The sequence below is a fragment of the Wolbachia endosymbiont of Chrysomya megacephala genome (assembly GCF_008245065.1).
Classification (GTDB): domain Bacteria; phylum Pseudomonadota; class Alphaproteobacteria; order Rickettsiales; family Anaplasmataceae; genus Wolbachia.
In genome coordinates this window covers 1140691-1160976 of sequence record NZ_CP021120.1, presented here as the reverse complement: position 1 = coordinate 1160976, position 20286 = coordinate 1140691, and the positions used below count along the sequence as shown (strand labels likewise).

At 33.0% G+C, this 20286-nt stretch carries 15 protein-coding genes and 7 pseudogenes; 18 read left to right on the top strand and 4 right to left on the bottom strand.

The annotated features are described in order from the left end of the window. The first annotated feature begins 211 nt into the window (after positions 1 to 211). The 7 genes and pseudogenes from CAI20_RS05545 to CAI20_RS06720 all read left to right on the top strand — a co-directional run. Positions 212 to 490, top strand: a complete 279-nt coding sequence (locus CAI20_RS05545; protein WP_012481756.1) for a YggT family protein — start codon at positions 212 to 214, stop codon at positions 488 to 490. After that, positions 491 to 2602: a DNA translocase FtsK gene (locus tag CAI20_RS05540; protein ID WP_012481755.1), complete on the top strand. Its 2112-nt coding sequence runs from the start codon at positions 491 to 493 to the stop codon at positions 2600 to 2602. It begins immediately after the preceding gene. A 181-nt stretch (positions 2603 to 2783) separates the two neighbouring features. Then, a complete protein-coding gene (locus tag CAI20_RS05535; RefSeq protein WP_007302667.1) occupies positions 2784 to 3341 on the top strand; it encodes a hypothetical protein in 558 nt (185 codons plus the stop codon). Between the two features lie 176 nt (positions 3342 to 3517). Further along, positions 3518 to 4147: a TRP75-related protein gene (locus tag CAI20_RS05530; protein WP_012481754.1), complete on the top strand. Its 630-nt coding sequence runs from the start codon at positions 3518 to 3520 to the stop codon at positions 4145 to 4147. 16 nt (positions 4148 to 4163) lie between these two features. Next, the gene (ispG, locus tag CAI20_RS05525; protein WP_063631130.1) at positions 4164 to 5444 is read left to right on the top strand and encodes a flavodoxin-dependent (E)-4-hydroxy-3-methylbut-2-enyl-diphosphate synthase; all 1281 of its coding nucleotides are present in this window, start codon (positions 4164 to 4166) and stop codon (positions 5442 to 5444) included. Between the two features lie 332 nt (positions 5445 to 5776). Next, positions 5777 to 6952, top strand: a complete 1176-nt coding sequence (locus CAI20_RS06725; protein ID WP_405054865.1) for an ankyrin repeat domain-containing protein — start codon at positions 5777 to 5779, stop codon at positions 6950 to 6952. Positions 6953 to 7056: 104 nt separating this feature from the next. After that, positions 7057 to 7391: pseudogene (locus tag CAI20_RS06720) on the top strand (IS5-like element ISWpi1 family transposase); the annotation flags it as partial. Here the strand turns inward: CAI20_RS06720 and CAI20_RS05515 are convergent. Beyond that, on the bottom strand, positions 7381 to 7758 hold the full coding sequence (locus CAI20_RS05515) for a TraR/DksA family transcriptional regulator (RefSeq protein WP_007302671.1): 378 nt from the start codon (positions 7756 to 7758) through the stop codon (positions 7381 to 7383). The pseudogene CAI20_RS06720 and the gene CAI20_RS05515 overlap by 11 nt on opposite strands. Positions 7759 to 7866: 108 nt before the next feature. Here CAI20_RS05515 and CAI20_RS05510 point away from each other — a divergent pair, with 108 nt between their 5' ends. Continuing rightward, positions 7867 to 8514 carry a heme exporter protein CcmB gene (locus CAI20_RS05510; RefSeq protein ID WP_007302672.1) on the top strand — a complete coding sequence of 216 codons (648 nt, stop codon included), beginning with the start codon at positions 7867 to 7869 and terminating at the stop codon, positions 8512 to 8514. Positions 8515 to 8591: 77 nt separating this feature from the next. After that, positions 8592 to 9420: pseudogene (locus tag CAI20_RS05505) on the top strand (IS630 family transposase). 182 nt (positions 9421 to 9602) lie between these two features. On the opposite strand, the gene CAI20_RS05500 reads toward CAI20_RS05505, so the two are convergent. Then, positions 9603 to 10313, bottom strand: a complete 711-nt coding sequence (locus CAI20_RS05500; RefSeq protein WP_007302673.1) for a class II aldolase/adducin family protein — start codon at positions 10311 to 10313, stop codon at positions 9603 to 9605. A gap of 235 nt (positions 10314 to 10548) precedes the next feature. Here CAI20_RS05500 and CAI20_RS05495 point away from each other — a divergent pair. Further along, positions 10549 to 10767 (top strand): annotated as a pseudogene (locus tag CAI20_RS05495) (hypothetical protein); the annotation flags it as partial. A 59-nt stretch (positions 10768 to 10826) separates the two neighbouring features. Here CAI20_RS05495 and CAI20_RS05490 read toward each other — a convergent pair. After that, positions 10827 to 11216 (bottom strand): annotated as a pseudogene (locus CAI20_RS05490) (DDE-type integrase/transposase/recombinase); the annotation flags it as partial. A 52-nt stretch (positions 11217 to 11268) separates the two neighbouring features. Then, positions 11269 to 11976, bottom strand: a complete 708-nt coding sequence (locus CAI20_RS05485; RefSeq protein WP_149168876.1) for an IS6 family transposase — start codon at positions 11974 to 11976, stop codon at positions 11269 to 11271. Between the two features lie 117 nt (positions 11977 to 12093). On the opposite strand from CAI20_RS05485, the gene CAI20_RS05480 reads away from it, so the two are divergent. From CAI20_RS05480 to CAI20_RS05445, 8 genes and pseudogenes are all read left to right on the top strand, one after another. Beyond that, complete coding sequence (locus CAI20_RS05480; RefSeq protein WP_149168927.1) at positions 12094 to 12348, top strand: hypothetical protein; 255 nt, start codon at positions 12094 to 12096, stop codon at positions 12346 to 12348. 138 nt (positions 12349 to 12486) lie between these two features. Continuing rightward, positions 12487 to 13236: pseudogene (locus CAI20_RS05475) on the top strand (IS5 family transposase). Positions 13237 to 13557: 321 nt separating this feature from the next. Then, positions 13558 to 13875, top strand: a complete 318-nt coding sequence (locus CAI20_RS05470) for a hypothetical protein (RefSeq protein ID WP_149168926.1) — start codon at positions 13558 to 13560, stop codon at positions 13873 to 13875. Between the two features lie 36 nt (positions 13876 to 13911). After that, a pseudogene (locus tag CAI20_RS05465) lies at positions 13912 to 14241 on the top strand (IS6 family transposase); the annotation flags it as partial. Between the two features lie 90 nt (positions 14242 to 14331). Continuing rightward, positions 14332 to 14661, top strand: a pseudogene (locus CAI20_RS05460) (IS6 family transposase); the annotation flags it as partial. Positions 14662 to 14751: 90 nt separating this feature from the next. Further along, positions 14752 to 15459 carry an IS6 family transposase gene (locus CAI20_RS05455; RefSeq protein WP_149168876.1) on the top strand — a complete coding sequence of 236 codons (708 nt, stop codon included), beginning with the start codon at positions 14752 to 14754 and terminating at the stop codon, positions 15457 to 15459. A gap of 936 nt (positions 15460 to 16395) precedes the next feature. Continuing rightward, a complete protein-coding gene (locus CAI20_RS05450) occupies positions 16396 to 17733 on the top strand; it encodes a hypothetical protein (protein ID WP_149168925.1) in 1338 nt (445 codons plus the stop codon). A 7-nt stretch (positions 17734 to 17740) separates the two neighbouring features. Beyond that, positions 17741 to 19939 carry a hypothetical protein gene (locus CAI20_RS05445; RefSeq protein WP_096097234.1) on the top strand — a complete coding sequence of 733 codons (2199 nt, stop codon included), beginning with the start codon at positions 17741 to 17743 and terminating at the stop codon, positions 19937 to 19939. The last annotated feature ends 347 nt before the right edge of the window (positions 19940 to 20286 follow it).

Sequence of the window (20286 nt, the reverse complement as noted above, 5' to 3'; positions counted from 1 at the left end):
CTTATCCTGCATGTAATAAACATGATCAAAAAGCTATTCATACAGTACACATCTCTCCGTTAATTTATCAATAAGTTTTTTATCCACGTGGAATCAAAGGGTATAATATCTTATAGCTTATTGTTTACACCTATTTCAGCATAAAAATTATTGTGGGGCTTGATTTTATACATATCACTACACATAATAGGTTTTAGTGTAAATTAGTAATATGCATCCAATCATATACTTACTTAACCTGTTACTTGATCTTTACAGCTTCGTTCTAATATGCTCAATTGCTCTCGATTTGTTGATTAAATTGAATGTAGTTAACATGTATAATGAGATTGTAAGCAGCATAATGCAAACTTTAAACAGACTCACTTATCCTCCACTAAAGGTTATCAGAAGGTATATACAACCATTCAATGGATTAGATTTATCCGTGATGATATTGATAATAGCAATTCACTTTGTAAAATATACAATTACTTATTACTTTAAGTAGATGTTAAAAAAACAGCTAAAATCAGCGATATACTTGTCACTATTAATGTATATATATATATCGGTTTTTAGCTATAATTATAAAGATCCATCCTTAAATACAGCTACAAATCAGGAAGTAACAAATTTGGGCGGAGTAGTAGGTTCATATTTAGCTGATATATTGGTTCAATTTCTTGGACTCGCTAGTATTACAATAGCTACAACCATAGTTTACTTTTTAATTTTCAGAGCATCATTGCTGAAAATTATCTACCTAACGTTAATCAATGTAGCAATATATGCTATATTGTCGCAACTTTCGCTTGGCATTACTGCTAGATACATGCACGGTGGAATAGTCGGTAATGCTCTAATTGACCACTGCCCGTTTTACATATTCACAGTAGTAGCATCAATAGGTATTGTAGGATTGATTGGTTGGAAGAGAACGGTTTATTCTTTGCTTTTCCTATGTAAAAAAATATTTTCCCTTTTTACAAAGGTTCTGTTTTTCAGGTTACGTAAAACTACTGATTATTCAATAGCACCATTAGTAGTAGAGGAAAAATATATAACCACTAAACAACAACCGAAAGAAAGAAAGAAAAAAGCTGCCGAAGAAATTGTTAAACCACCTTCTAGCGAGTTTGAGTTTCCAAGCATTCACTTACTTTCCAAAGCAGAAGAATCTTTGCAGAGAAAACAGTTGAATGCATTAGAGAGCAATAAGAATTTATCTCTGCTCGAACAGGTTCTGAGTGATTTTGGCGTGCAAGGAAAAATTATAAGTGTATGTTATGGACCGGTTGTGACTTTATACAAACTTGAACCACAAGCAGGTACAAAATCTGCAAGAGTGATTGGTCTTGCAGATGATATTGCACGTTCAATGAGTGCACTTTCTGCACGTATTTCAATAATTCGTGGACAAAATGCCATGGGAATAGAATTGCCAAACAAGGAGCGAGAGATTGTAATGCTGCGTGATTTACTTGAATCGCCAGAATACCAAAATGCAAACTTAAATCTTCCAATTGCGCTTGGCAAGGAAATAAGCGGAAAACCAGTTATTGCAGATCTGACTAAAATGCCCCACTTGCTTGTTGCCGGAACTACAGGGTCAGGTAAGTCGGTTGCAATTAACACGATGATTCTGTCGCTTGTTTATCGACTAAGTCCTGATGAATGCAAGATGATAATGATCGACCCCAAAATGCTCGAGCTTTCAATATATGATGCAATACCGCATCTAATAACGCCAGTGGTAACAGAGCCAAAAAAAGCTGTTATTGCTCTTAAGTGGATAGTGAAAGAGATGGAAAATCGCTATCGCATGATGTCATATTTAAATGTGCGCAATGTAATAAACTATAATCAAAAAATTACAGAAGCGATGAATAGCGGAATAGAGTTGGAGCGCGTTGTACAGATTGGCTTTAACTCAACAACGGGTAAACCTTTATTTGAAAAAATACCACTTAAAATGGAGACATTTCCGTATATTGTGGTGATCGTAGATGAAATGGCAGATTTAATGCTTGTTGCTGGCAAAGATATAGAATGCTCTATTCAACGTTTAGCTCAGATGGCTCGTGCTGCAGGAATACACATCATAATGGCAACACAACGCCCATCTGTAGATGTGATAACAGGTGTGATAAAAGCAAACTTTCCAACGAGAATTAGTTTTGCTGTTACTTCTAAGATAGATAGCCGTACAATACTTGGTGAACAAGGGGCCGAACAGTTACTCGGTATGGGTGATATGCTTTATATGGCCTCTGGTGGTAAGATTATTCGAGTGCACGGTCCATTTGTAAGTGATGATGAGGTGCAAAATATAGTTGATCATCTGAAAACGCAAGGTGAGCCAAACTACATGGAGGAAATCACTCAAGAAGATGAAAATTCTTTCGCGGAATCAGAAGGTGAAACAGAAGATGAAGAGAACGATCTATACAAGCAAGCAGTGGCCATCATTCAGAGAGATCAAAAGGTTTCAACTAGTTACATTCAAAGGCAACTTAGAATAGGCTATAACAGAGCTGCAAATATTGTTGAAAGAATGGAGAAAGAAGGTATTGTCAGTGCTCCGAGTTACTCAGGAAAGAGAGAGATATTGGTAGAATAACCCTTAACTTAAACCAAAGAAAGTTATTTTAAGATCAATAGATCTCTTGCATAACTGGAATTCAAAAGTTCCAGCGCATGACCAGATATTTCTTATTGGATCCCAGTTGTATAGTGTTTAATACTAAATTAACTACTAAAAACGTACAATAGTAATATATTAATTAGCTAGGGGGTTAAAAATGGGTATAACCAAATTTGTATTCGGTTTTGATAAATCGGATGTAACAGCATTGCAGGAAAGTCAAAATATTGATGCTAAAAAGTTTCAAGAAGTATTTAGCGCATTAAAAGAATGGCAAGAAGCTCAAAAGATAGATGCTAAACAGTTTGAAGAGGTATTTAGTGCATTAAAAGAGTGGCAAGAAGCTCAAAAGATAGATGTTGAGCAGTTTGAAAAAGTTTTTGGTGCATTAGAAGACAAGATTGGTACTGAGCAGTTTCAAGCTATGCAAGAGCACTTAAGCGGCTTGCAAGAAAAATTTACAGGCTTAGAAGAAAAAGTAGAAACATTTGCAGACATGGTAGGGGGACAAGAACAAGCAATACTAACTTGTGCCATAGTCAGTGCTGTTGCTGCAATAGCTGTAACTAGTTTTGTTGCATTCTGTATCTATCAGGGAGTTAAGCTTGATAAAGAGAAGAAAAACGACTTGTCTCAAGATATGCCAAGCGGAAAGTTTAATAATGTGAATGATACCGAAAAACTGAAGAATAACTTACAGCAAGGAAGAGTGTAATGCTCTTCTTGAAAGGGTGTTACGTAAAATTTGTAACACCTTAAATTTCCTTTAGATTATGTAGGTTTTGGTAGTAAATTTTTTAGAAAGATGTTTGTATTATAAAGTTGGTAGAGATTCTGATTTACTTGAAGTTTGTTAATTGGTATCTTTTAAAGCACAATATTCACTATAGTATGCTTAAGATCTTTTCTAAAGTTTTATTTATATTAATACTTTTGGTTTCTAGTTTCTTTACTGTACATAATGTTGAAGCGAAGTCTAAGGTAAAGTTCAGTAAGAGGTACATACCTCCTGGTAACCCTGGTGGTGCAAACTTTCATGCAGACGAGGATTTTGCTGAGTCATATAAACTGTATGAGAAGCGTAGGGAGCTCCTCAAGAAAAAAAAGTTACAAGATCTAGCTATGAATAAAGAAGATCTAATCAAAAAATTAAAAGAAAAAAAAATTGCTAGCCTTGATAACGAGCCAAACAACGTGGGAGCTTGCATAGTTGAAGATGGGGAGGATGCTATGATCAATCAGCATGGTATTAATCTTGCACGTTTAAAGGGTGCTGTATTTATAGATCAAGAGCCAGTTTCTCAGTATGAAAGTAAGCAGCATAAAAAAAGTGAACAACAAAAAGGGAAAAAAGTTACTTCAACACGAGAAAAAAAAGTTTCCCCTATAAATGTTACTATAAAAGAAACTCCATCAAGAAGAACGTGCTCTCATGATTCTATTACTGATCTAAATAGAACACCACAGCATAGTTTAAATGGTTCAAGTTCATTTGGCAGTGTAGTTGACACAGTAAAATAGTGTCACGATTAATAATATGCTAGATAGAGACCTGACATTGAGTGATGATGCATATGAGTCATCGCCGGTTTCCAGGCATAAAACTCATACTGTAAAAGTTGGACAAGTGAAGATAGGTGGAAATAATCCTATAGTTGTTCAATCCATGGCACTTGGTGCACATATAGATTCTGACAACATAAAAAGCAGTGCTCAGAAATATGCAAAAGAAGTAATAGAACTAGCGCATGCAGGTTCAGAATTGGTGCGAATTGCTTTGAACTCAGAGGAAGTAGCAAAAGCAATACCTTATATAGTAGAGGAAATAAATAAAGAAGGCTTTGATGGTAAGATATTAGTAGGCTGTGGACAATATGAGCTCTACAGGCTGATTCAGGATTATCCAGACAACATTAAAATTCTGGGTAAAATTAGGATAAATCCAGGTAATATAGGCTTTGGTGATAAACGTGATGAAAAATTCGAAAAAATTATAGAGTATGCAATAACGCATGATCTTCCTGTCAGAATTGGAGTAAATTGGGGTAGTCTTGATAAGTACCTTTCACAAAAATTAATGGATGAAAACTCCTTATCTAGTAATCCAAAAACTTCTGATGTTATATTACGTAAGACGCTTGTAATGTCTGCTCTTGGTAGTGCAAAAAAAGCTGAAAAGATTGGCCTTAATGCAGAGAAAATAATCATTTCATGTAAAGTCAGTAGAGTGCAAGATTTAATTTTAGTTTATACGGCACTTGCACAATCTTCCAATTATGCGCTGCATTTGGGTTTAACCGAAGCTGGTATGGGTAACAAAGGCGTAGTAAATACCACAGCAGGGCTTACTTATTTATTGCAAAATGGTATTGGAGACACTATCCGGGCTTCTTTAACTCAGCGCCCTGGTGAATCACGCACTAATGAGGTGGTAGTATGTCAGGAAATACTGCAGTCTATAGGTTTGCGCTACTTTAACCCTCAGGTGAGTTCATGTCCTGGTTGTGGACGCACAAGTAGCGATCGTTTTCGTATATTAACTGAGGAAGTAAATGGCTACATAAAAACTCATATGCCGGTATGGAAGAAAAAGAATCCTGGTGTAGAGTATATGAACGTTGCTGTTATGGGATGCATAGTAAATGGTCCTGGAGAGAGCAAACATGCAAATCTGGGGATCAGCCTGCCTGGGTATGGAGAAAAACCTGTTTCAGCAGTCTACAAAGACGGCAAATATTTCAAAACTTTACAAGGTGATAATATTTTTGAAGAATTTAAGGAAATTATTAGTGATTATGTGGAGAAGCATTACACATAAGCCTTTCACAAGTTTGTACTTAGACTACATTCTGTAAATTAAATGCAAAAATGGTATCTATTGAGTGGATGTCAAATTAGACAATAAAGAACGCCAATTTAAAAACTAGATAGTATCTGACAGGGTTCCTTTTGCCTTTTTTCTATTTGAGAAATTTTTTAATATTGAGATTGACTCTAAGTAGTATAGAGATGTTATTCCAGTATCAAGGACTGAAGTTTCCTGATCTACAATATTTGTACAGTTATGAAATAGACGTAATTTGACATAAAAAGCTTTACTTTTTGAAATTTTGGGTTACGTTTAATTTAACATATTTCAGTGGGGAATTTATTGTAGGTAGAAAGGAAGCTTTAAAAATATTAGGTTTTCAATCAAGCGATGCGCCCAGTGAACAAGAAATTAAATCAGCGTATAGAAAATTAGCCTTGAAATATCATCCTGATAAACATTCAGGTAAAAATGAGGTTGTGAAGAAACAAAATGAAGAAAAATTTAAGCAGCTAGGTTCTGCATATGAATTTCTTACTAAGGAAAGCATAGAAGAGGTTACAAATCTAACTGACGAAAATTTAAATGAAATTAATTCGCCTGGAGATTTGAGGTTTTACTTAAGTAGGGCTCTATATAATCAGGATATAAAGTTTCTTGAAAAGCTTTTTTCCAAATTCAAAAGCAGTAAAGATGGAAGATTTGGTGATTACATTAATGAAAAACTTATTTATATTTACTTTCCATTATCTATTGCTTTAATGCAAGCTAAAGATTCAAGAAATTATAGTATTTTGAAACTTCTTTTAGAAAATGGTGCTGATCCTAATATAAAGCTATTACATAATGAAGCTTCGTTATACTATTGTAGGGTTATCGATGACAGCAGAATTGTAGAGTTATTGTTACAATATGGTGCTGATCCTAATATGTTAGATAAAAATGGTAAAAATCCGTTGTTTAAAGCGTTTTTGTGTGATGATGATCATACTATGGAAATACTTTTGAAATATGGTGCTAATCCTAATATGTTAGATAAAAATGGTCGAGTTCCATTATATCAAGCAATCAATTGTGACAACGATAAACGCGAAAAATATGTAGAGTTGCTTCTAAAGTATGGTGCTGATCCTAATCAGAAGGTTAATGGCTCCAGAGTTATAGAGTGTGCTCCATATTTCACTAATAATGGTGTAATGAATTTGATTAAAACGCTTACTCTGCCATACGGTAACAATGATAAAGTTAAAAGGTTGATGGCTGAGTACGGTGGAGTTGATAGACGTTATCTACGTGATCAAACGATACTGACTTGTTGTTGCTTAATAGTCGCTTCTGCTACTTTTTTTAGTATAGCTTCTCCTGTGCGCTATGTACCGACAGCAATATTTGCACTTGCTGCATGTTTTTTTATTAAAAATGCTGTACATGCTGCATTTTTTGCAAAAGAACCTTCTACTGAGTTTACCGAAGCTAGAGCTTGTCCAGAGATTAGTAAAAGAGGCTATAATATCTAAAGTTTTAGTACTGGGTAAAGACGAGAAAAAAGCACCCAGCAGACCTAAGTCAAAGGGAATGGACAAGAATAGAAAGCTATTCCAGAGTATCATACAGGAAAGTAAGAAAAAAATATACTATAGTTAAAAAAATGTGATGGGATACCAAGGAGAAAATTTAAAAATCATATAAAGGAAGAATATGGTATGGATATTGAGATTGTCAAAAGGCCTTCATGTAGGTTCTAAGTCAACAAAGACACACCGCCTTAGCTACTACCAATGAGGGGTTTAAAGTACAGCCAAGAAGGTGGGTTGTAGAAAGGACTTTTGCTTTAGGAATAGAAGACTATCGAAAGAATAAGATTTACTCACTGAAAATTTCATATATCTGGCTATGAGTAGAGTTATGTTAAGGAGAGAAATATGCTTGAATTCGCGAACAAGTTCTAATCATTAATGTTATACACGTTCTTTTCTTTTTCTATTCTCTCTTGTTCTTCAATACAATACATAGCAAGCGGATTAGCTTTAAGTCTTTCGACTCCTATTTCTTCTCCCGTTCCATCGCAGTAACCATAAATGCCTAATTTTATTTTTTCCAACGCCTCCTTAATTTTTTCTTTTCTATCTTTTCGGCGCTTAATTAATTCTCCATTTTCACTATCAGAATAAATACTACTATCTTCTAGATCTTGTTTCTCCAGTTCAGAGAGTATTGATTGTAACTTTAAGCTAAAGTATTCCAGTTGTTTTACGTTCATATATTCTTCATTTTCTGAAGGAACGTAATCTTCCGGTAACTTTATTTTTATTAATTTTTCCATAGCATTATCAATAAAATATATTAAAACTTATATAACATGTAAACACAAAAAATTATACTACCCTCAAAGTAAACACTATAATTTATAATAAACATTTAAAATCCTGGTATGATTAGTTTGGTAAAAAAATTAGTAATAAATGATAATAATCTTACTTATATAGTATGTATTTTTATTATAATGTTAAGTTTATCTTCATATACACTTGAAAACAACAGTAAACAAGAAGTCATATTAACATTAACATGGATATGTGCTACATTTGTTTTGCAGATCTCTACAAATAATTTATTTACATCTGATTATCATGATGGAATATTAGAGCAAATCTTTTTACAGCCACTCTCTTCTAGGCTGATAGTTGCTTATAAAATCTTCGCTCACTGGTTGTTATTTGGGTTACCGATTTCAGTGATTTCTTTCATGTTCAGCTTTGCAATTCTAGGCAATAATATTGAACATTCAATAGCAGTTGGAGTGTCTTTATTATTTAATACGCTGATAATCATTAATATTTCAGCTACTGGAAATGCATTGATGATTGGTCGAAATAACTTAGCATCAGGAGTGTCGCAAATTCTTGTTTTGCCAATGATAATGCCAACTTTTGTATATTTCAAATTGCTAACTCAATTTGAAAATTTATCCTTGAATATTTATACACTACTAATCACCATCTTAGTTTTTGTCATTTTAATTGTTAACAGCACTATAACTACTCACATAGCATTAAAATTTGCTGTGGAGCAGGATTGAAAAAACTTACTAGTTATAGCACTTCTCATAATAGTCCAAAAAAGGTAAGATATGGATTTATAGTAGTGATGGTAAGCATGCCAGCAGCATATAGTTATGACTTAAGGAAAAAGGTAATGGAAGCATTGGATGAAGGAGAGAGTGGAGAAACTGTTGCCAAGAGATTTAAGATTGGAGAAACAACTTTATATGAGTGGAAGAAAAGACGTGAGAAAACGGGAGATTTTCAATCAAAAAAGCTTGGAAGCGTGGCATAAAATTACCGACTGGAATGCATTTGCCGAATTTGCAAATGAGCAAGGTGGCAAAACTCAGTCAGAGATGTTGGGGCAATATTAGTAGACAAACAATTCATCGAGCACTTAAAAATATAGGATTCACAAGAAAAAAAAGACCTACGGATATAAAGAAAGAAATGAAGAAAAGCGAGCTCAATTTTCAAAGGTTATAGCAACAAAAGAACCTAAAGAATTAGTGTATATAGATGAGTCTGGCATTGATAACACTGAACCTATGGGTATTGCCAGAAAGGACAGCGGTTTTATGCCCTAAAATCTGGAAAGAAAACTCAACGAATTAGCATGGTTGCAGCCTTAAGTGGAAGAAAAATAATTGCTCCGTTAACCTTTAAAGGCCACTGCAATATGGATATCTTTAATAAATGGTTTGAGCAGTTTCTGACACCGATTTTGGAACCTGGACAAACTGTTATCCTTGATAATGCTACTTTTCATAAGTCTAATAAGATTTGCTAAAGGAGTTGGTGCAGAAATTTTATATCTTCCTCCATATTCTCCAGATTTCAACAAAATTGAGCATTATTGGTTTGCTATAAAAAACAGAACCAGAAAAAACATTCCTTTATTCAAATCTTTTCGTCATGCTGTCGATTCTTCTTTCTTATGACCTTTTTGGACTATTATGGGAAGGGCTATATTTACTTGTATCTGCTTAGTTAAGGGTGTTAACTTAAGTAGAGATGGAGACATTAGACTTCTTGCATGAATTACAGCGTGTGAAACCATTATTGGATTTCAGACTGGCTGGTTATGCAAGAAATCTAATATCTATCGAAGAGTCAGAAACTTTTATAACTTACCTTTAATCAACCTAACCCATGCGTGCCAATCTCTCTCACCAAGATTGCTTTCGAAAGACAGAAGATCCTTTACGGCTTTTGAGCAAATTTCTTCACTTGGAATTGACAACTCCCTATTCATTGCTAGCATCAGGCATTGAGTTTTACAAGCTTGTTCTAAGTGATACGTATAAAACATTGCTTCTTGTATAGTCTGACCACATGTTATAGATCCATGATTGCGCATTAACATCACAAAATTTTCTTTCAAATCAGCTATTAATCTTTTTCCTTCTGTATCATCAAGTGCCAGGGAATTATAATCATGGTAAGATACCTTATTATAAAAGTGCAGCGCCCACTGACTTATTGGGAGTAATCCATCCTTGAGAGAAGAAACTGCTACAATAGAAGGTGTATGTAGATGAAAAATTGCTTGAATATCTTTCCTTGCTTGATAAATGAAGCCATGGATTACATAGCCAGTTTTATTATATTGATATTCTTTGCCTTCAATTATATTCCCATCAAACGATACTTTCATCAATGAACTTTCATCTACTTCATAAAAACGTATACCAAACGGATAAACATAAAATGACTTTTTATCTTCAGAACGTACAGAGAGATGAGTATACGTATGATCATCTAATTTAAGATAAGATAAAATTTGATAGGCGTTAACTAGGTCTCTTTTCAACTCACTATTTGTTAATAACATAGCTCTTGACTAAAATTTTCTAAAGATTTATACGTAAAAAAAAGTTTATTACAAACTAAAAGGTGAACCTACGTTAAAATACTAAGCACTTTTACTTGCCTTAGGTGATTAGAGTTTACATTTCTAGATTACATAGTATTTTAACTATAAAAGCGACTTTTTATGTAATGTTTCATATGTTTTAAAGCCTTGTTTTTATGTTATTATAATTGTAGGTTTTAATATTAAAAATAATATGATAAACGTTGAGATAAAAAAACAGCTAACAAAATTTTTCATATATATCACTGGTCTTCCAGGAAGTGGTAAACTTTCTACAGCAATAGTATTATCTAGTATGATAAATGCAGTAATTGTAAGTGGACTTGAATATAATCAAACTTCCAAAGAAGCTCGAGATAGAATATATAACACTACACATGTTATGTTTCAGGCAATAGAAGCCTATCCTATGGTTCTGTCGCATCTATAAATTGTAGTACAAGAAGATTGTAAAAACTGGAATTATGAGAGTTATAGAGCCATTAACATAGCAAAATTTTCAAAAGTAGAACCATTATCATTAGCTTTAATAATTTGTCTTTTTTGAATCATACGAATATTTTCTATGCCTGTGATGGTAATCTTTGCAGAATGGAAGCTTTTAAACCCAAGCATTGGTTTTATTAATTTTTTGATAAATCTATGATCTTGTTCAACAATATTATTTAGATATCTTACTTGAAAAACCGTGATTCTATAAGGTTCAGGAATTTCCGTATTCAAGTCATCAAGAGCAGCAATATTACTGCCGCTTTTATCAATTACTACTTTCTCAGGAAGATTATTCCTTCTAAAGGCTTTACGAAAGAATGCAAGTGCTGCAGACTTGTCTCTACGAGTACACAGCAGAAAGGGTTCTGTCGCATCTATAAATTGTAGTACAAGAAGATTGTAAAAACTGGAATTATGAGAGTTATAGAGCCATTAACATAGCAAAATTTTCAAAAGTAGAACCATTATCATTAGCTTTAATAATTTGTCTTTTTTGAATCATACGAATATTTTCTATGCCTGTGATGGTAATCTTTGCAGAATGGAAGCTTTTAAACCCAAGCATTGGTTTTATTAATTTTTTGATAAATCTATGATCTTGTTCAACAATATTATTTAGATATCTTACTTGAAAAACCGTGATTCTATAAGGTTCAGGAATTTCCGTATTCAAGTCATCAAGAGCAGCAATATTACTGCCGCTTTTATCAATTACTACTTTCTCAGGAAGATTATTCCTTCTAAAGGCTTTACGAAAGAATGCAAGTGCTGCAGACTTGTCTCTACGAGTACACAGCAGAAAGTCTACAGTATTGCCGAGACTATCTAGTGCTCTGTATAGATAAACCCATTTACCGTTTAATTTTATGTAGGTCTCGTCCATTCTCCAGCTACTGCCAACCTGCTTCTTCCTTTTCCTCAACTCTTCATCTATCAGTGGCACAAATCTGATAATCCACCTTTGTAGCGTAGCATGATCAATTTTCGCTCCTCTTATACTCATCATTTCTTCCAAATCTCGATAGCTCAAAGAAAATCGACACTTCATGTATACTGATAACATTATTATCTCTGCTGAAAAGCTAAATCCTTTGAAATAGGGCAATAATTTTGGACTAATACGCAACATCTTTGCTTTTTTAAAGATGATTATATTACTTCTTTTCTATTTTCCTACAAATGAAACTGACTTCGCTCTATAGATGCGACAGAACCCTTCATTCGTAGTATGATTTTAGAGTATATTTTGCCATCTATAAAGTTTACTGATACAAAAAAAGGGGAGAATAGCGAGCAGTCCTCTGGTTATGCATCTGATTTAGAAGAAGATCAACCTCCAAAATCAAAAAATCTACAACTATTGCCAACAACTGTAATGAAAATTGATAATGTGGATCCAATAAATAGTGAAGCAAAAAAATCATCTTTATGGAAAAATCTTTTTAAGAAACACAAAAAGAAAGCAGAGCAGAAAACACCGGAGTGCGTTAGTAAAGTATAAGGTAAAGGGAGAAGATTTTCCTCTTTTTGACTATAAAAGTTAAGTTAAGGGAAATCTTCCAATATAACAACATTTAAGAAAATGTACATGATATCAAAGAAGGAATAAAGTAGGAGATAATGCATATAAGTTAGATATATGAGAAGTGTATACCCAAGTGACATAAGTCGTGAAAAATTCAAGATAATTTTACCAGATCTAGAATCTTGTAGAAAAAAACAAAGCCAAGAAGACTTGATTTGTATGATGTATCTTGTGGAGTGCTGTATGTCCTCAAAAGCTGTTGCCAGTGGAGCACAAGAGTTTCCAAAATGGAGAAGTTGTTACGACTACTTTAAAAAATGGGAAGATAAAGAAAGTACTTTGGAGAGTGTTTAAAAAAAATTAGTTAGAAAGAACAATGGTAAGAAAGAGAAAACCAGTTTCTGTATAATTGATGCTCAAAGTGTTAAAAATACAGATAACGCTGAAAGTAAAGGCTATGATGCAGGTAAAAAGATTTCAGGTATAAAGCGTCATATCGTAGTTGATACACAAGGTCTTCCACACGCAATTCATATAAAACGGCAGAAGCAGCTGATCGTAGCAGTGCTATAAAAATGGTTAAAAATGCTAAAGCAAAACTCTCTGAAGTTAAAAATATACTAGTTGATGCTGGCTACACTGGAGAAAATTTTGCAACTCAAATAAAAGATACTATTGGTGCAACTGTTGAGGTGAAGTAAATTGCACAGGTTTTTCGTATTGCGCAAAAGATAGGTTGTGGAACGCTATTTTGCTTGGTTGGAAAAATGTAGAAGGTTATGGAAAAATTGCGAGCGTAAACTCAACACCACCTTACAAATGATCGTTCTGGCTTTTATTGCTTTGCTTCTCGAAAGATTATAAACAGGTTCTAAAACATGTCAATTAGTATTGTAGGATTTTTTCTAACCAAAAGTAATATTTTGATAAAAGGGTTTTAACAGGCTTAATATAAGGTTTTTTATTAACTATACACATTTTTAGAATTTGGTTTAATTTTTTTTAAACTATAAGTTCAACGTATATCAATAAATAGAGTAGAAGAGAATTAAAGTAACCTATATGATTAGGAAGAGATTTTTCTTATTTAATTTTATTTTGCAGATGTATAGTATTTCTTTATTTAGAATTTTGATCTTCGTTCTTTTTTTTAATTTGCAGCTTCTTGCACAGGAAAAACTAGATATGTTTTATGATCAAGAAAGTGATTTGCACCTACCACTACCTGGTAATATGATTATAGATGATGATAATACTGCCCTGATAGCTCATTACAAAAATGACTCTCTCATAAAAGACTCAAGAAAAGTTATCTCATTCGAAATTGATAAGTCTGATATCTACCACTATCGCATAAGAGGAGATGTGCTGATTAGCAAGGGTGATGTTTCAGAAGAAAGATGTTATAGTAGTTACCCAACATTCATGAATTTTAACAGTAAGGAAAAAGTGTGGTTCTGTCGCATCTATAGAGCGAAGTCAGTTTCATTTGTAGGAAAATAGAAAAGAAGTAATATAATCATCTTTAAAAAAGCAAAGATGTTGCGTATTAGTCCAAAATTATTGCCCTATTTCAAAGGATTTAGCTTTTCAGCAGAGATAATAATGTTATCAGTATACATGAAGTGTCGATTTTCTTTGAGCTATCGAGATTTGGAAGAAATGATGAGTATAAGAGGAGCGAAAATTGATCATGCTACGCTACAAAGGTGGATTATCAGATTTGTGCCACTGATAGATGAAGAGTTGAGGAAAAGGAAGAAGCAGGTTGGCAGTAGCTGGAGAATGGACGAGACCTACATAAAATTAAACGGTAAATGGGTTTATCTATACAGAGCACTAGATAGTCTCGGCAATACTGTAGACTTTCTGCGGTTCTGTCGCATCTATAGAGCGAAGTCAGTTTCATTTGTAGGAAAATAGAAAAGAAGTAATATAATCATCTTTAAAAAAGCAAAGATGTTGCGTATTAGTCCAAAATTATTGCCCTATTTCAAAGGATTTAGCTTTTCAGCAGAGATAATAATGTTATCAGTATACATGAAGTGTCGATTTTCTTTGAGCTATCGAGATTTGGAAGAAATGATGAGTATAAGAGGAGCGAAAATTGATCATGCTACGCTACAAAGGTGGATTATCAGATTTGTGCCACTGATAGATGAAGAGTTGAGGAAAAGGAAGAAGCAGGTTGGCAGTAGCTGGAGAATGGACGAGACCTACATAAAATTAAACGGTAAATGGGTTTATCTATACAGAGCACTAGATAGTCTCGGCAATACTGTAGACTTTCTGCGGTTCTGTCGCATCTATAGAGCGAAGTCAGTTTCATTTGTAGGAAAATAGAAAAGAAGTAATATAATCATCTTTAAAAAAGCAAAGATGTTGCGTATTAGTCCAAAATTATTGCCCTATTTCAAAGGATTTAGCTTTTCAGCAGAGATAATAATGTTATCAGTATACATGAAGTGTCGATTTTCTTTGAGCTATCGAGATTTGGAAGAAATGATGAGTATAAGAGGAGCGAAAATTGATCATGCTACGCTACAAAGGTGGATTATCAGATTTGTGCCACTGATAGATGAAGAGTTGAGGAAAAGGAAGAAGCAGGTTGGCAGTAGCTGGAGAATGGACGAGACCTACATAAAATTAAACGGTAAATGGGTTTATCTATACAGAGCACTAGATAGTCTCGGCAATACTGTAGACTTTCTGCTGTGTACTCGTAGAGACAAGTCTGCAGCACTTGCATTCTTTCGTAAAGCCTTTAGAAGGAATAATCTTCCTGAGAAAGTAGTAATTGATAAAAGCGGCAGTAATATTGCTGCTCTTGATGACTTGAATACGGAAATTCCTGAACCTTATAGAATCACGGTTTTTCAAGTAAGATATCTAAATAATATTGTTGAACAAGATCATAGATTTATCAAAAAATTAATAAAACCAATGCTTGGGTTTAAAAGCTTCCATTCTGCAAAGATTACCATCACAGGCATAGAAAATATTCGTATGATTCAAAAAAGACAAATTATTAAAGCTAATGATAATGGTTCTACTTTTGAAAATTTTGCTATGTTAATGGCTCTATAACTCTCATAATTCCAGTTTTTACAATCTTCTTGTACTACAATTTATAGATGCGACAGAACCATGCGAAATCCTTATCACTACTTCGTTGATGATAAAACTTCAGTAGAAAATGCATATCGCTCTTTTAATAATGATATTGAGACTGTAAATAATATTATAAGAAATGCAAAATTTAATATTAATAAATAAGTCCACTAAAAGGTAAAAATGGATTAATATCTATAAAAGATTTTACTACTTGTTGATTAAATTAAAGGGCCAGTAATATTATAGAAAATTTTAGACTTGCAATAATTTTCAATAAGAGCCTCTTGATAAGGTCAATCTGATCTTTCATTTTTTTTTAATTCTGTTTTTATCATACGCTTATTAATTCTTCCGCAAGTAAAATACTATTAATTTGGCAAGATATATGATTAAGATCTCAAGCAAATTAACCATTTCCAGTGCTCAAAATCAAGAGACGTGAGAAGAGTTTGTTTTGGAATGGATTGGTCTACCAAACGATACATACGAACTTTTCTAGATAATAATTTCATTATACGCTGAAATCAGCTATATTGGCTCACTTTTACTAAACCTACGTACGAACTGTTTTGCCTAAGCTTATGAAAATAATTTAAACCTTCTATTTTTATAACCTTATTTCTATGCGGCTTGTTCTCGCAAATATACGACCTTTTTTGCAATTTTAGAAAGAGTCAATAATTCAAATTTTTGCAGCACTAAAATAGACGTTTCTTTAGTTACAACAAGGTCTATTTTTTCGTAAATAAAAATGTTTTATAATAATTAATTATTAGAATGAAAATATCATACTTGGCTCTCAAGAAATTTCCTGTTGTGCAGTGGTAAGGTTTGGAGAAAAAGATTGACTTGGCAACGATAATTTACTAGACTAAAGTTTATATTAAAATACAAAATGGGGTTGCGGGTATGGAATCTGGTTTGGATCACAATTACAATAAAATACTTGATATATTAAAAGGTGCTATTAAAGGCGACGATAATCAAGTTAAAGCAAGAAAACACCTTAGAGTAGAAAGATGGTTGAGGGCTTATATTCAATTAATTGAAGATTTTGATGAGGAAAAACTAATTTTTTTTTCTGATATATTCTCTGATAATTCTTGTTGGGATGGAATAAAATTAAAGAATAAAGCTGTTGGTGAAAGGCTAACTGAAGAAAAAAATAAAAATGGAAAAGAAAATCCGCTTGATCTTGCAGATAGATATTACTTGGCATGTAAATATTGTCTAGAAGATAAGATTCCTGGATTATTTGAACAAGTATTTATGAGATTTAAGAGAAGTGCCTTTGAAGAAGATGGATCTGATGATGATCTGAGAAGAGAATTATTGGAAAATATCGAAGAAACTAGCCCTATAGAAGCTTTCTGGTCTTTTCTTATTGATAAGCAGATTGGAAAACTAAACGAATATAAATCAGTTGAAGGTTTGCAAAAATCCATACAGATAAATTCTAATAAAAACTGGGAAGAAGGTATAGAGTTCTTCTATAATAAATTACACAATGATTCCAGTATTTCTAGTCAAGATAAAGATGATCTGTTAATTGAAGCAGCTTTATCTGCAGTAAAGGGTTACAAAGAAGTAGACACCATAGAGTTTTGCCTGTCTAAAATGGATGATGAGCAAAAGAAAAAATTACTAGATAGAGGTTATAAGGAAAATACTTATTATGCAGTGTTGAATGTGCTAGTAGGTCAGTATTACTTTGATTCTTTTATGGAATTAATCCGATTGTGTAGTCAGATTGAATGTGAACGTTACACAACTTTTTTATCTTCATTATCAGATCAAGTACTGAAGAATCCAGATCTGTCTGAAGAAACAAAAAAATGTATGATGAATGTTTGGGAACGTATAATAAAATTAAAAACTCAAGACCGCGGGGAGCAATCTATTTCCTCTATTTTTGTAGACTATTCAGTTACATATACAATAGCAAATTTAATTGTGGATCCAAGTAGACAAGGGGTAAGTAAAGAAGAAATATTAGGGAAGATATTAAAGCACGTAAAAGAAATGAGTGGTGAAGAGATGATAAAGGTTAAAGATTCTGTATTAAGTAAAATTCAGTTATTTCATGGGGGTAAAAAATTGCAGTTAGGAGAACAAGTATTTTCTAAATTAGCTCAAGAAGCTTCTAAAGAATCAATTTTGCGTGAAGCTGGTGATACTTTGCCACAGTCAAGTCTCAGTACGACTGATACCCCATATAATATAAAATCTTTAAGCCATAGCAAATAGGAGTAATATGCCAAGTAATGTCAAGCCGCTTGAGTTGGTACAGCTTCTGTTAATGAGAAATAAATCAAAAGACGAGTTCCTAGATTTTCAAAAAAGGTTCCAATCGTTTATCAATCAATCTCCTTCTTTTTTGCATTCAGTTGGAAAGCCAGGCTTTTTCCCTAGTTTCTTTTTTGGTATGTTTGCTACTGTATTAGACACAGAACTTGCTACTAAAATTGGTATTAAAAAACTTCATTTTCGTTTTGATGATAATAGAACTTTAAAAATAGCTATATTAACTAATGAGGGACTTAAGTGTATAACGATGTCTGATCAAGTTGATGGTAACATGCATCTAAAGTTCTCTCAAGGAGAGTTAGAAAAAATAGCACAGAAATGGAAAATGGGAGCAGAGTTTGATAAACTAGAAAAAGAAGAGCATGAAATAACAATTACAGGAAAAGAAGTAAAGTACGGAAAGGTTGATCCAGCTTTTAGTAAAAAGACTGATTATTCACAAAAAGGTTTTACAGAAATAGAAAAAGATCGTGACCAACAAGACCTAGAGAGCTTAATTTCAAAATTGAGTAATCAAGATTTCGAAGAAGTAAAAAAGAACGCTAGAAGAATGTTTAATTATATTACAAATGTCTATAAGAAATATGAAAAAGAAACTCTATTTAGCGGTAAAGAATCAAGTCATCATGGGTTTTTAGCTGGGTTTTTGATAAATTTTAAGTATCGTTTTCACCTAAAACTTTATCTCGAATTATTTGCTGGAAAAGGTTACGCAGACATTATTTTACTTGTGCGCGGTTCTGATAAGTCGCTAAGCTCTATTCCTATTATTATTGAGCTTAAAGCAGGTACTGGTGAGATAAGTACAGTGATAAAAGCATTGAAGCAAGCACAAGATTATGTTAAGGGCTCTTTTTCTAACTCTATAAGAATGATTACTATAGCTAATGAAGCTATTTGTGTAGGATTAAATTTTGACATGGTTCATCACGAAAATGTTAAAATTGATGTAGAAAATTTTCTTAGTCGAGAAGGTAATTCTGTAATAGAAAAGTTACTTGGCACTGAAGCAGCGAATGCTGAGGTGATAAGAACACAGCTAGAGTATCTTTACTATGGAATTGTTTGGAGCAATGGTGGAAGTGATAATATTAATTATGTCAGCAGAATGATCTTAGGTCAGCTAGTACTTATTTCTAATATTATTAAGCGTGAAAAGTTAGGTAAACATATTTTTATTTATGATCAAAATGATAAAATGGTTACTGGATCACAGAAACGCCCAGAAGCAGCAAAAGAAAGTATTGAGGATTGTGTTACAACTATAGTGCTAACTTTAGGTAAGAAGGTGCTTATACTCAACATAAATGAAAAAAATGAATTTGCATTGAGAGTGCCAGATAATAAAGGAATTCCTATTGAAAATATTAGGAGAATTCAAAACGTCAATGACATAAAGATACAAGAAATAACCTGTAACTTATACAGTACGCCTAGTAATAAGAATCCATTTGATCAGTACTGTAATAAGAATAAGGGAATTACAGTAAATACGTATGACTCATTGGACAAATACAAAAGAGGTAAAGAAATTTTACAAGGTAATTTTACTCGAATTGTGGAAAATAAAAAATTTAAAGCAGCTTTGAGCAAAGCTATAGAATCTGGTAAATATGATGATTACAAAAAACTATTTGAAGAAATTTCTCATATACTACATCCTTTCAAATCATTAATAAGCAATGAGGCTACATTTCAAGCTGTATTGCATGGTTTATTTAGTAGCTACGGAGAAGATAATATAAAAGTTATTACTGAATTTCAAATAGGTGGTGGAGAGAAGTTGGATGTTATTTTGGTTATAAATGCTACTGATCAAAAAAAAGAATACCCCCCAGTTGGAATAGAGCTAAAATTTGCTAAGAAAGGAGAATTGGATAAAAAAGAAAAAGATGCTAAGGACCAGTTGAAAAGATATAAAGAAGGTGAAGCGTATAAGGTAATTACTGATGCTGGCAAAGTGAAACTGATATATGCTGTTTTTAATAAAGGTGCAACAGATGAAGGTTCCCTTATAAAAATTGGTAATGAGTTTGTAGAGGTAGATGTAAGACATAGCTCTGTGGTTGCTTTTGGTCAACAGCCAGGTAGTCTCCAACAACCTTATGTTAAACAAGCAGGTCTATCTCGAGCAGTTAATCAGTGATCTAGTCTTAAGAAATAGTCATCTTAAGTAGGTTATGCTGTCGGGAAGTTTTGTGACAAAGTTATAGAAGGAAAACAAAATGATCCTGATACGAGTACATGGAGTGCTGTTAAAAGTTCGTTTTCCGATACATTTATTACTAAGCATAATATGAATTACATTTATAGTAATCAATCTCCAGTGAATTCCTTAGATAGCTAAGAGCTAAAAGTATGTATTGTGTAAATAGTTACCAAGGCTGGAAGGTTTTGAACTTTTTTTCACAACACTGATGTTCTTGCTAAAATATTTTTGAAAAAGTTAGTTGACTTATAAATAATTCTCTACTAATACTGGCATGTGTTTGT